9 protein-coding genes and 2 pseudogenes are annotated in these 12,881 nt (G+C 62.2%); 2 read left to right on the forward strand and 9 right to left on the reverse strand.

All coding sequences use genetic code 11. The features are described from left to right. Nucleotides 1-580 precede the first annotated feature (580 nt). Both AC3WL8_RS39075 and AC3WL8_RS39080 read right to left on the reverse strand, forming a co-directional pair. Nucleotides 581-1,573 (reverse strand): quinone oxidoreductase family protein, encoded by a 993-nt coding sequence (locus AC3WL8_RS39075; protein ID WP_013959252.1) that lies wholly within the window; start codon nucleotides 1,571-1,573, stop codon nucleotides 581-583. Between the two features lie 47 nt (nucleotides 1,574-1,620). Next, entirely contained in the window at nucleotides 1,621-2,598 is a 978-nt protein-coding gene (locus tag AC3WL8_RS39080) for a Bug family tripartite tricarboxylate transporter substrate binding protein (protein WP_492380182.1), read from the reverse strand. 233 nt (nucleotides 2,599-2,831) lie between these two features. Here AC3WL8_RS39080 and prpR point away from each other — a divergent pair, with 233 nt between their 5' ends. Both prpR and AC3WL8_RS39090 read left to right on the forward strand, forming a co-directional pair. Then, a complete protein-coding gene (gene prpR / locus AC3WL8_RS39085; protein ID WP_492380183.1) occupies nucleotides 2,832-4,754 on the forward strand; it encodes a propionate catabolism operon regulatory protein PrpR in 1,923 nt (640 codons plus the stop codon). A 124-nt stretch (nucleotides 4,755-4,878) separates the two neighbouring features. Beyond that, nucleotides 4,879-6,105 (forward strand): MFS transporter, encoded by a 1,227-nt coding sequence (locus AC3WL8_RS39090; protein WP_492380184.1) that lies wholly within the window; start codon nucleotides 4,879-4,881, stop codon nucleotides 6,103-6,105. Nucleotides 6,106-6,571: 466 nt separating this feature from the next. Here the strand turns inward: AC3WL8_RS39090 and AC3WL8_RS39095 are convergent, their stop codons facing one another. The 7 genes and pseudogenes from AC3WL8_RS39095 to AC3WL8_RS39125 all read right to left on the reverse strand — a co-directional run. Continuing rightward, nucleotides 6,572-7,588 carry a transketolase family protein gene (locus AC3WL8_RS39095; protein WP_492380185.1) on the reverse strand — a complete coding sequence of 339 codons (1,017 nt, stop codon included), beginning with the start codon at nucleotides 7,586-7,588 and terminating at the stop codon, nucleotides 6,572-6,574. Continuing rightward, nucleotides 7,585-8,430, reverse strand: a complete 846-nt coding sequence (locus AC3WL8_RS39100) for a transketolase (RefSeq protein ID WP_153956427.1) — start codon at nucleotides 8,428-8,430, stop codon at nucleotides 7,585-7,587. The genes AC3WL8_RS39095 and AC3WL8_RS39100 overlap by 4 nt, the downstream gene beginning before the upstream one ends. Nucleotides 8,431-8,475: 45 nt before the next feature. After that, entirely contained in the window at nucleotides 8,476-9,804 is a 1,329-nt protein-coding gene (locus AC3WL8_RS39105) for an MFS transporter (protein ID WP_013959246.1), read from the reverse strand. Between the two features lie 84 nt (nucleotides 9,805-9,888). Then, nucleotides 9,889-10,638, reverse strand: coding sequence for an SDR family NAD(P)-dependent oxidoreductase (locus AC3WL8_RS39110; protein ID WP_153956446.1), 750 nt, complete (start codon nucleotides 10,636-10,638; stop codon nucleotides 9,889-9,891). 157 nt (nucleotides 10,639-10,795) lie between these two features. After that, the gene (locus AC3WL8_RS39115) at nucleotides 10,796-11,683 is read right to left on the reverse strand and encodes a LysR substrate-binding domain-containing protein (protein ID WP_153956426.1); all 888 of its coding nucleotides are present in this window, start codon (nucleotides 11,681-11,683) and stop codon (nucleotides 10,796-10,798) included. Between the two features lie 602 nt (nucleotides 11,684-12,285). Continuing rightward, nucleotides 12,286-12,357: pseudogene (locus tag AC3WL8_RS39120) on the reverse strand (transposase); the annotation flags it as partial. Further along, a pseudogene (locus AC3WL8_RS39125) lies at nucleotides 12,356-12,792 on the reverse strand (IS110 family transposase); the annotation flags it as partial. The pseudogenes AC3WL8_RS39125 and AC3WL8_RS39120, both read right to left, overlap by 2 nt. Nucleotides 12,793-12,881 lie beyond the last annotated feature (89 nt).

Raw genomic sequence — 12,881 nt, forward strand, 5'->3', positions numbered from 1 at the left:
TGAGATAATGCTGGCTCACCGGTCGAAATGACGATGAGCCTTTAACTGCCCTGCACACAAAAAAACTGACAGGCCCGGAAACGGCTCCACGGGGTGATCATCCCCCGCGCGCAAACGAAATATCCTCAACTCTGACGCCCCTCCAGTTGCCAAAATCCTTCGAACTGTTGAGGATGGCTGTATCCATTGCGCAAAACAATCTCCTGCGACACGAACTGCCAGCCGGCCTCACCAAACTCCCCTTCCCAGGGGGCGGCGCGTCGCCGCTTGATAAGCACAACGTTATCGTGCCATATCGCCGCGCCCTGGCAACGCTGGCGTCGCGAGCATCCTGACCACGCGCGCAGCGGCCCCCTTGTTTGCGAGTCTGGCGGGAGCGCAACGGCAGTAGCCGGCCAGTTTGAGTCATCCGAAGTCGCGGGGTTGGAAGTCCGAGTCGGCCGATCAAGAGACGATCGGCAACCTCAGCTTCGATGACCGCTCACAACCGCTCTCCGGCCCTTCAGCGGGCGGAGGCCAGCCGGCCACAATCGAGACCCGGGGGATTGTCGGCGCCGCAAGCGCCCATCCGGTGCCGCCTCTAAACAGCAATCGATAATACGGACTTGCCGATTTGCTGCCGTTGCTCGATCATCGCATGTGCCTGCTCCACGTCGTCAAAGCCATAGCGGTTCGCGATAGGAATATGGATTTGCTTTGAGGCGAGCGCCGCGAAGATGTCATCCGCGCGTCGCTGTACCGTCTCAGGATCTGACATGTGGTCTGCCAATCGAGGCCGGGTCAGGAACAATGAGCCGCTCTCCCCCAGCTCCATGGGGTCCAGGTCGTCCACCGATCCGGAAACGTTGCCGTAGTTGATCACCAGCCCGCGCTTGCGCGTGGCGCGGAAGCTGTCGCGCAGTGTCGCTTTCCCCACCGAGTCAAATACCACATCAACACCACGGCCCTGCGTGGCCTCGCGTATTGCGTCGGCGAATCGGCCATGGTCGTAGAGCATGGCGTGATCGGCGCCGAGGCGATGTGCCACGGCACACTTTTCCGGCGAGCTGCCCGTCGCAAAAACAGTAACGCCGGCGGCCTTGGCCATCTGTACGAGCAACTGCCCGATGTTGCCGGAGGCGGCGTGCACCAGGCAGGCCTGCCCGGCATGCAGCCTGGCCACCTCGTTGAGCAGATAGTGGGCGGTGCTGCCCTGGAAGAGACTGGCCGCCGCCTGATCGTAGGCGATGTCGTCGGGCAGCCGGACCGCGAGCCCCGCCGGCACCCGGGCGTACTCGGCATAGCTGCCCCATGCGATGCACCATGCCACCCGGTCGCCGGGCGCGAAGCGGCTGACTTCGCTACCTACATGGACCACCTCGCCGGCTCCCTCCATGCCCAAGGTGCATGGGAGCCGCACTGGGTAAGTCGTCGACATCGCATATTTGCCCTGACGCGTATGCACATCCATGAAGTTGATGCCGGCGAAGGCGACTTTTACAACGATGTCGCCGGGACCGGGCTCCGGTGCTGGTACTTCCCGGCGCTGCAAGACTTCGGGGCCGCCATAGCTCTCGATCATGATAGCTTTCATTTCGTTCTCGGAAATTTGGTTGTGTGTAAAGAAAAGCGTCCAGTAAATCAGCTCGGTTCGATTCCGCTGGCGCGGATCAGTTGTTGCCAGCGGCTTCTCTCCGCCTTGACGTAAGCTGCAAATGCCTCTGGCGTCCCCCTGCCTGGCTCATTGCCCTGGGATAACAGGAGGGCTCGAATCTCTCGGTCCTCGAGCGCTTGATTGACGGTCTTGTTGAGAACCTGGACGATGGGCGTCGGCAGGCCAGCGGGGCCGACCAGCCCCTGCCAGTGCTCCACCTGAAATCCGGGGACGCCAGCCTCATTCATGGCTGGGACGCCCGGAAGCAATGGCGAACGCCCCTTGCTGGTAATCGCCAGAGAGCGCACCTTGCCCATACGTGTTGCCGGCAGCGCCGAGTACATCGGCTCAAACAGGAAATCAAGGCGGCCGCCCAGTAGGTCGACCATCGCGCCGGCGCCGCCTTTGTAAGGGATATGTACCAGGCTGCAGCCAGTCATGGACTTCAGCAATTCGCCGGAAAGATGATGCGCGCCGCCCGCTCCGCTGGAACCATAAGTCAAGCCGGTGGGGCTGGCCTTGGCGGACCGTATCAAGTCGGCCACCGTTCTGTACGGCGAATCCGGCCTGACCAGCAGCAGCAGCGGGCCGCGCTCAATCAGCGCGATCATTGTCAGGTCCCTGGCTGGATCGAACGAGAGGTTGGCAAACAGCGAAGGATTGACGCTCAATGGGCCAAGGTTGCCGATGCCAAGCACGTAGCCATCGGGCCTCGCCCGTGCCACGTACTGCGTACCGATGTTTCCCGCGCCGCCGGGCCGGTTTTCCACGACGACCGGTTGCGCCAAGGCAGTGCTCATGAAGCGGCCCACCTGGCGTGCCCGCAAGTCGGCGCTTCCGCCGGCGCTGTAGGCGACGACAAGGGAAATCGGCTTCGCGGGATAGCGTTCGGCGGCGCGCGCCACCGTTAGCGGGGCGGCGCCGAGCAAGGTTAAGGCGATGCGGTTGAAGTCTCTGCGATTCATGGGTTTCCTGCGGTGTGTTCGTAGGTGACCCCATGAGCGCAATGGCCATGCCAGATGCCGAAGCGAACCCAAACTTCCGTGTAACCAACTGATTTGTAATGAAAAATTAGTGTCACCGGGCCGCTCGGAGAACAAACAGGATTGAGTCACATTGGAACGCTACCGTTTCACTTTGAAACGATCGAATGAAACGCTAAACTACCCCCACCCGTTACGCCACCCGGCCGCTTCTCATGGAAGAACCCCCAAAGCCACGCCGCCCCGTGATCATTGGCGTCAGCGCATACCAGCTCGCCGAGCACATCCGCGACGTGGGTGCGGCGCTTCACGCGCGTGCGCAAGTGAGCGTGGTCGACGCGCATTTTGATGAGGCGCTCGCCGAGATTCAGCGTCGGCAGGAATCGGCGCCGTGCGACGTCGTGGTTTCAGCCGGCGCAAATGCTGAATTCCTGCGCAGCCACTTGTCGATTCCGGTGGTCTCCGTACGCGTCGGCGGCCATGACGTGATGGCCGCTATCGTCCGGGCCAGGGCAATCTCCGAACGCCTTGCCGTGGTGCTCCACCGCGATGCCGGTGATGACATGGCGAAGTTTGCGGAAGTGTTCGCTTTGCCAATTGTCTTTCGGTCGTACGAGTCTGCCCCGGACGTCCGCAACGTGATTGACGAGTTGCGGCGCCTGGACACGCGCGTGGTCGTGGGCGCGGGCGTAGTCATGCAGGCGGCAGCCGCAGCGGGCATGGCAGGCGTGTTCCTCTATTCCGTCGACTCGGTGCGGCTTGCGCTGGAAGACGCGATCGCCCTGGCGAACGCGAAAGCGGTCGAGCGCTCGCGGTATTCGCTGCTGAACAGCGTCCTTTACCACCTTGGCGATGGCGTTGTCGCGCTGGATGCCGCCGGCAGGCTGATCGCGGCCAATCCCGCAGCGGAGAAATTAGTTGGCAGTCCCCTCATCCCATCTACCGGGAAAACGCTCTCGCTACCATTCCCTGCCTTGCGTCCAGGACGTGCCCTGTCAGATGGCGAGCATGACAGCGGCGCCGTTGAGGAGATCGACGGACGCACGGTAATCATTGACCGAGCGCCGCTGTACGAAGGGAATGTGCGCGTTGGCGCGGTACTGACGCTCCGCCAGCCGACACGCGTCGAGAGGGCCTTTAACAGGCTCCGAACGCATCGGTACACGCACTCGCAAACAGCCAGGTACAAGCTTGAGGACATCGTAGGCGCCTCGCCAGCCATGGCCGCCACCATTACCCGTTGCCGAGTTGCGGCCGAGCGCAGCGATGCTACCGTTCTGATCACAGGGCCAACCGGCGTCGGCAAGGAACTGCTTGCCCAAGGCCTGCATAACGCCAGCCGCCGACGGCGGCACCCGTTCCTGGCGGTCAATTGCGGCGCATTGCCTGAGACGCTGCTGGAGACGGAACTCTTTGGCTATGAAGAAGGCGCCTTCACCGGCGCGCGGCGCAACGGTAAAGCGGGCCTATTCGAAGCCGCCAATGAAGGAACGGTCTTCCTCGACGAGGTGGCGGAGATGCCGTCGTTATTGCAAACGCGGCTGCTACGCGTCTTGCAGGAGCGAGAAGTGACGCGAGTCGGCGGTACCGACACCCTGCAGGTCAATGTCCGCATCGTTGCCGCCACGCATCGAGACCTGTGGGAGCGCGTGCGCGAAGGCGCCTTTCGGAAAGATCTCTTCTATCGCCTTAGCGTGCTGCGCGTCCAGGTGCCGCCACTGCGCGAGCGCCCCGAGGACCGCGACTCTCTCGCAACGGCGCTGGTAAGTGCGGCGATGCGACGGGTGCAGCTTGCAGACTTGCTTGACACTGTCCTGCCTGCAGCCCTGGTCGTCGCCAGACAACATGCCTGGCCAGGTAATGTCCGCGAGCTCGAGAACTTCGCCGAGCGTGTTGCCATGGCTTGTCTCGAAGCCGGCGCGGCAGTGCCAGCAAGGCAACTGGCCGCACTTCTCGACCGTGATCCGGACCACTACGATTCACTGGCCGCTATGCCGGAGCCGCCAGACACCACGCTCTCTGGCATGACCATCGCCAATGTGAAGGAGATTCTCAAGGAGTGTGGAGGAAACCGTACCCAGGCCGCAAAACGCTTGGGTATTGGTCGCTCCACCCTATGGCGCCTCCTCAAAAATTAGCGATTCTCAAGATCGGTCTGCAGTTGCAAAGCGGCGCATAGAGCGCGTCAGTGTCTCGTAATGCGAGACGCAATATTCAGGCTAATATCCCGCCGCGATTCAACATTGAGGATGGAGTACGAGAATGAGCGAGGACGTCCTCCAAGAGCAGAGTCCCGGTCGATGGCGTGCACTGGCGCTGCTCGCCGTCATGCTTGTCCTGTCCATGACGCCGTGGTTCTCGGCCGCCGCAGTGATTCCTCAACTGCGCGCGGAATGGGCGCTCTCCGTAAGTGCGGCCGCGTGGCTCACCATCGCGGTTCAACTCGGCTTTGTGTGCGGCGCACTGGTCTCGAGTCTACTCAACATCTCAGATGTCGTGCCGCCGAGGCATGTGATCATGGGGGGAGCGGTCGGGGCTGCCACAGCGAACGGACTGCTGGAGGTCGCAAGCGGAGCAGGAGTCGGAATCGCATTGCGCTTCGCAACAGGCTTTTTCCTCGCCGGCGTCTACCCGCCGGCCCTCAAGCTGATGTGCACGTGGTTCCGCAAGGGGCGCGGCATCGCGCTAGGGATTCTCGTTGGAGCGATAGTCGTCGGCCAAGCGATGCCCCATCTCATCAACGGACTCGGTGGACTGAACTGGCGGCTGGTCATCTACGTAACCAGCGTGCTGACCCTCGGGGGAGGCGTAATCACAGTGTTCGCGGTGAAGGAAGGCCCTTTTCCCTTCCCCAGGGCGAGGTTCGATCCCACGCAAACGTGGCGGGTATTCGCGAATCGCGGGGTTAGGCTCGCTTCGTTTGGATACTTCGGCCACATGTGGGAACTGTTCGCAATGTATGCGTGGTTCTTGGCGTTCTTCTCCGAAGCGCTGGTAGCCAAGGGAATCAGGGTTGGCCCGGCCGCGGCCTACGCGACATTCGCAGTTATCGCCGCTGGGGGGGTGGGCTGTTGGGTCGGTGGCATCCTTGGAGATCGGTGGGGCAGGACTAGGACGACCGCCCTCATGATGGCTATTTCGGGGACTTGCTGCGTGCTCATCGGGTTGTTATTCGACTCGTCCCCCTGGCTGCTTTTCCTTGTTGGCCTAGTGTGGGGGTTCACCGTGGTCGCGGACTCGCCGCAGTTTTCTGCAATGGTGACAGAGCTTGCGGACCAATCTTATGTGGGAACAGCCCTGACACTGCAACTTGCCATCGGCTTCATTCTCACGGTCGCAACGATCTGGCTCATCCCGTTACTAGCGGGCGCCTTCGGGTGGCGATGGGCATTTGTGTTTTTGGCTCCTGGGCCTGCTTTAGGCGTGCTGGCAATGCTGCGATTGAAATCCCTGCCTGAATCAGCCCGCCTCGCTGGAGGAATCGGCTAATGACCAGCAAATCGAGGCCTTTACTTCTGAGGACCCGAGCGTTCCAAGATACAAAATCCATCTCCAGCTCGCCTTCATAAGTTTCGGGGCCAACCTTCAATGCTTCCTCACGCGCGCTTGCGTCTCCTCGCTAGCGACACTCAAATCGGACTCGTGGGCTTCCACCAGAAGCCCCCCTGCCATGGAACGAAATGCTCCAGAATCCACGGCCGTCTTGGCATGAGCGCTGGCATGCGCAGGAACGCTGGCATGCGCAGGAAATGAGGCGATGCGGTGAGCCAGTTTCTTCTCTGGGTCTGTTCCCGGCCAATTTCGGTCAGCCGCAGCGATTCATTCGAACGGCCGAAGTCTGCTTTGCTTCGGCCGCTTTTCTTTTGGAGTGGCACGGAGGGCGTAGATTGCGGCACACGGACCAGCCTTACTAAGCGAAACTTTGTAAGGCGTCGGCACTCGATCTCTATGGCCTCTACTTAATCCATTGCTTGATCGCCTCCGCCATTACATTCGCCGAAATGCCATAGCGATCGTGCAACGTGGGAAGTGCCCCTGCGTCCAGAAACTCGTCCGGCAGACCTACCTGCCGGAACGGTACTACGGTGCCCGCTTGCATCAGCGTGGTGGCCACAGCTTCTCCCAGCCCGCCGATCACCGTGTGGTTCTCGGCCACCACTACGAGGCGCCCTTGCCGCTTCGCCTCGCGCAGGATGGTCTCGGTATCGAGTGGCTTGATGGTCGGCACGTGCAGTACCGCCACACCGATGCGATCCTTCTCCAGCGCCTTGGCCACCTCCAGCGCGCGCATGGTCATGATGCCCGCCGAGATCATCAGCACTTCACCGCCATCGCGCAGCAGCTTGGCCTTGCCCAGCTCGAACTTGTAGTTGTACTCGTCCAGCACCACCGGCACATTGCCGCGCAGCAGGCGCGCATACACCGGCCCGTTGTGCGCGGCGATGGCTGGCACCATCTGCTCGATGTCGATGGCGTCGCACGGGTCGATCACCGTCATGTTGGGCATGGCGCGCATCAGCGCCAGGTCCTCCGCCGCCTGGTGGCTGGGGCCGTAGCCGGTGGTGAGTCCGGGCAGCGCGCACACGATTTTCACGTCGAGGTTGTCCTCCGCGATGGCCTGATGCATGAAGTCGTAGGCACGCCGCGTGGCAAACACCGCATACGTGGTGACAAACGGCTGGGCGCCCTCGTGTGCGAAGCCGGCCGCGGCACCCATCAGGAGCTGCTCGGCCATGCCCATCTGGTAAAAGCGCTCGGGATAAGCCTTCGCAAAGAGATGCAGGTCGGTGTACTTGCCCAGGTCTGCCGTCATGCCGATCACGTTCTGCTTCTGCCGGCCGAGCTCCACCAGCGCGTGGCCGAACGGCGCGGACCGCGTGGCTTGCCCCTCGCCAGCGATGGAGGCGATCATCGCCGAGGTCTTGAGCTTCGGCTTGGCGGTGGCAGTCTGGTTGGCGTTGATGTTGCTCATGCTTGTCTCCCGGCTTCGAGGGCCTGCAGTGCGAGTTGCCATTCGTCGGCATCCACGCGGATAAAGTGGTTCTTCTCCCGCTGTTCAAGGAACGGCACGCCGCACCCCATGCGGGTATCGCAGATGATCATGCGCGGCTGCGCGCCGCGGTGCTCGCGTGCCGCGCGGAAGGCGGCGGCCACGGCGTCGATGTCGTTTCCGTCCACGCGCTGCGTGAACCACCCGAATGCTTCCAGCTTGGGCACCAGTGGCTCGAAGGCCATGATCTGCGTGGAGGGACCGTCAGCCTGCTGGTTGTTGACGTCGACCATGGCTATCAGGTTGTCAAGCTTCCAGTGGGCGGCAGACATGATGCCTTCCCAGATGGCGCCCTCATCCAGTTCGCCATCCGAGAACAGCGTGTAGACGAAGTTGTCCGAGCCCTTGCGCTTGAGCCCGAGACAACGGCCCACGGCGATGGTCAGCCCCTGTCCCAGCGAACCGCCCGACATCTCCATGCCAGGCGTGTAGCTGGCCATGCCCGACATCGGCAAGCGGCTGTCGTCGCTGCCATAGGTCTCAAGCTCCTCGGCGGGCAGGATGCCGGCCTCCAGCAGTGCCGCGTATAGCGCGATGGCGTAGTGGCCATTGGACAGCAGGAAGCGGTCGCGCCCTTCCCATAGGGGATCATCCGGGCGATAGCGCATGGCGTCGAAGTAGGCCACGGCGAGCACGTCGGCAATATCGAGCGCCTGGCCGATGTAGCCCTGGCCCTGCACTTCGCCCATCAGCAATGCATTGCGGCGGATACGATAGGCGCGGTCCCGCAAGGACACGGCCTGGTCGGTGGATGGATGTTGCATGGTGTCTCCTGCAATCAATTGGTCAGTATTCATGGATGTCAGGTATCAGCGGTTCACGGAGCGGGCCGGAACGAGGAAGACCAGCATGGCGCCAAACACTACGGTGGCCGAGATGAACACCAGCCCGGCGGTGGACTTGCCAGTCAGGTCGTTGAGCCAGCCCACGATGGCGGGTGAGAAGAAGCCGGCCAGGTTGGCTACGCAGTTGACCGCGGCAATGCCCGCTGCGGCCGACATGCCGCCCAGCAGCGCGGTGGGCAGCGCCCAGAACTGCGAAGACGAGGCCAGGATGCCCGCCGCGGCGATGCACAGGCACACCAGCGATGCGCTGACACTGCCCAGCATTGGCAGCGTGGCAAACCCGGCTGCGGCCACCACCATCGGCACCATCAGGTGGAAACGACGCTCGCGGTGGCGGTCGGCGCTCATGCCAACCAGCGGCAAGGCCACGATGGCGCAGAGATAGGGCAGCGCGGTGTAGATGCCCACCCACAGCGGATCGGCCACGCCGGCCTTGCGGATGATCGTGGGCAGCCAGAATGTCAGGCCGTACTGGCCCAGCACCACGCAGAAGTAGATCCCGGCCATCAGCCACAGACGACGGTCGCCCATGAAGGATCGGATCGACATGTGTTGCGTCTTCTGCGCATTGTCGCCTTCGATATTGCGCTTGAGCAGCGCCTTCTCGGCGTCGGTGAGCCAGTGCGCCTGCTCGATGCCGTTGTCCAGGTAAAGCAGGATGGCCACCCCGAGGAACAGCGACGGCAGTGCCTCGAGCAGGAACAGCCACTTCCAGCCGGCAAGGTCGCCCATGCCGTGGAAGGCATGCATGATGTAGCCCGACAGCGGCCCGCCTACGATGCCCGCCAGCGGGATGGCCATGAAAAACAGCGACAAGGCCTTGGCACGGCGCTCGGACGGGAACCAGTAGGTCATGTACAGGATCACGCCGGGCGCGAATCCGGCCTCGGCCGCACCTAGCAGGAAGCGCAGGATGTAGAACTGGGTTGGCGTACTGACGAAGGCGAAGCAGGCAGAGATCACCGCCCACGTCAGCATAATCCGCGCCAGCCAGCGCTTGGCGCCCACCTTGTGGAGGATCACGTTACTGGGCACCTCGAAGAGGAAATAGCCAAGGAAGAAGATGCCTGCACCCAGGCCGTAGATGGTTTCGCTGAACTGCAGGTCGTTCAGCATCTGCAGCTTGGCAAAGCCCACGTTGACCCGGTCCAGGTAGGCGCCCAGGTAGCACAGCATCAGAAACGGGATGAGCCGCTTCACCACCTTGGCGTAGGTGCGGGTCTCGAAGCTGGCGGCATCGGCGTGCAGCGTTGCCTCGCCGCCCATGGGCGAGGCTGCGTATTTGGTTTTCATTGGTTGTCTCCTGCCTGGTTACGCCGCTTCGGCGGCGCACCGGCTGTTGATCGTTCCGCCTCTGCGGGCGGCTTCAACTTGAATTTAGTGGATCAGCATGCCGCCGTTGACGTCCAGCGTGATGCCAGTGAGGTAGGCGGACATGTCGCTGGCCAGGAATACGCAGGCATTGGCCACGTCGATGGCGTTGCCCAGGCGGCCCAGTGGGATGCCCTTGATGATGTCGGCACGCATCTCGGGGGTGAGCTTGTCGCCCGTGATGTCGGTCTGGATCAGGCCCGGGGTAATGGAATTGATTCGGATGCCGTCCGCCCCGAACTCGCGCGCCATGGCGCGGGCCAGGCCCAGCACGCCGGCCTTGGCCGCGCTGTAGTGCGGGCCGCCAAAGATGCCACCGCCGCGCTGCGCGGAGACCGACGACATGCACACGATGCTGCCACGCTTCTGCTCGCGCATCTGCGGCAACACGGCCTGCGACATATAGAGGGTGCCGCGCAAGTTCACATCCAGCACGGCGTCGTAATTGGCGGCCTGGATGTCCAGCGTGCGCACCGGCTGGGTGATGCCGGCGTTGTTGACCAACGCGTCGATGCGCCCATAGCGCTGGAGCACCGCCTGGGCCGCACGTTCGCAGGCGGCCTTATCTGTCACATCGCATGCCAGCCCCAGGTGCTGGTCGCCCAGTTCGCTGGCGGCGGCCTGCGCGTCCTCGAGGCGCAGGTCGAGGATGACTACCGAGGCGCCCTGGGCCGCAAAGGCCTTGGCAGTGGCCTTGCCGATGCCACGCGGGGAGGCGGCGCCCGTGATGATGACTACGTTGTTCTCGACCAGCATCTTTGTCTCCTTTGACATTGAATTCTGTTAGGTCGAGTGTTGCCGCTGGCAGCCCGCCGATCAACGCGGTCTGCCTCAGCTATTGCTGAGAAATTTTCAGGTGATGGCACGACCGGGGTTCAGCAAGGCGCCGCCGGAGGCACTTTTGAATATTCGCTCAGCCAGAGTTCGGCAACTGGCGCTCCATCCAGGCCAGGAAGCGCGCCACGCGCGGCAGGTCGGTGTTCTGCTGGGGATAGACGAGGTGGTGGCTGCCAACCTCGATGGCATGGGCATCGTCGAACACGGGAACGAGCGCGCCCTTGCGGATCATGACAGAGGCCAGCAGCGTGCTTTCCAGCGCCACGCCAAGCCCCAGCGCCGCGGTTTCGAGCGACATGTAGGAGCGGTCGAAGGTGAAATCGAACGTCTTGCGACCGCCGGCGACGCCGAATCTGGCGAGCCATTGCTGCCATTGGACAAGCGGGGTTTCCGAATAGATGAGCCGCTGCGCGAGCAGGTCAGTCGGCGTCGCTATGGGATGCTTCTCGAGGTAGGCCGGCGACGCGAGCGGGGCAATGGTCTCGCGGCGCAAGGTCCTGACCTCGACATCGCGCCAATGGGCATAGCCGTGTCGGATATCCACGTCGTAGTAGCCGCCCGTGAAGGAGATGTCCTCATAGGAGCAGGACAGGTTCAACTGGATGTCGCCGTTGTCAGCCTGGAAGGATTCCAGCCGCGGCAATAGCCACATCAGGCCGAAACTGGGACTCGAGTGGACCCGCAGGATCTCGATGTTGGCTGGGCTGGAAGCGCGCTCCGTCGCACGATTCAAATCGGCGAGCACACCGGTAATGTCACGGAGATATTGCTCGCCGACAGGCGTCAGGACCAATCCGCGTCCTTGCCGGAAGAAGAGCGCCTGGCCGAGCGCCTCCTCGAGGTTACCGATCTGGTGGCTAACAGCGGACGCCGTCAAGCCCAGTTCCTCCGATGCACGGCTGACGCTCTTGGTTCTGGCAACGCTTTCGAAGGCAATGATGGCCTTCACCGGAGGAATCCGCATGTTATTTAGCCTCGGTGTGCAATCGTGGCACGCATTTGCGCCGGGGGGATCAAGGACATGGACGTATCGGAATTCTACGCGACGGCACGGGATTATCGAATTGCGCGTGTGCCATTACCACAATTCCCAATGACAGGGATACGCCTAGCTTCGGTCATTCCCACAGCAGACCGAGAATGACCGAATGGGGTCGGGAAGAGCCGACCGGATGGAGGCGACAGGTCCTTGCCGGCGTCCGCGCTGCTCCGCCTCTCCAGTGACATACCTCGCAACCTAAAGCATCGTGTCGGTATCAAGGCAGAAAATCGGCGCTCGAGCCTGCCGGAAAGCCAGCCTTCCCCGGGGGGGACCTTGTTGACTGAGAGCGCGGCGGCGATGATTGATCGAGCCGGTACCTAGACGTTGCGGGACAGTCTGACCTTGCAACCGGGATAGTTTTGGCAACCCCGAGCCTGTCAGATTTCTTGTGTGTTGAGGTCATGAGACGATATCGAAAGAAACGCCCTTATGACCGAAACAACAAGCATGACCAAGAAGAGCAAGAAATCGAGCGCGCCGAAGCTGTTTCCGGATGAGTTGATCGATCAACTTCTCCGGAAACCCTTGCGCCCGTCGGCGCGGATACCCAAGGCCAGGTAGACGGCCTTGTTCCTGACGGTGCCTTCGTCGCGGATCTAGTGCGGCGCGGCTCTTGGCAATCACCTCGCCGTATTCGGATAGCAACCCCCGCAGACTGTTCATCCGCATCGTTCGAAACTTGACCTTCTGTTGCCCCAACCGATGCAGCGCTAGTACGGCCTGCTGCGCTTCGGTCTTCACTGCGACGGCCTTGCTTGGCATCTGTGTGGCCATCCAGATCACACGCGCATCCGCCGGGTCATTCTTGTTGCCGATCACGAAAGCCTTGACGAACTTCGCTGGCATCAGCTTGATCTGATGGCCCATCTCGATCAATCGCCGTGCCCAGTGCTGGGAACCGCCACAGGCCTCCATGCCAATAAGGCACGGTTCGCGATTCGCAAAATGTTCGAGGAACACGGCGCGTTCAGTTGCTTGTTCACGATTTCGCCTGTGTCAGCATCCACCCAGTGAAGCTGGTCGGGTAGCAGCGACGCATTACCGCGCCGCCGCCCCCTTAGAACCGGACGTGCGAGTCGCCCCGCATCCGGCTCAAGCCATTCCTTCAGCGCCATTGGGT

Source organism: Cupriavidus sp. FW305-F7, assembly GCF_058782875.1.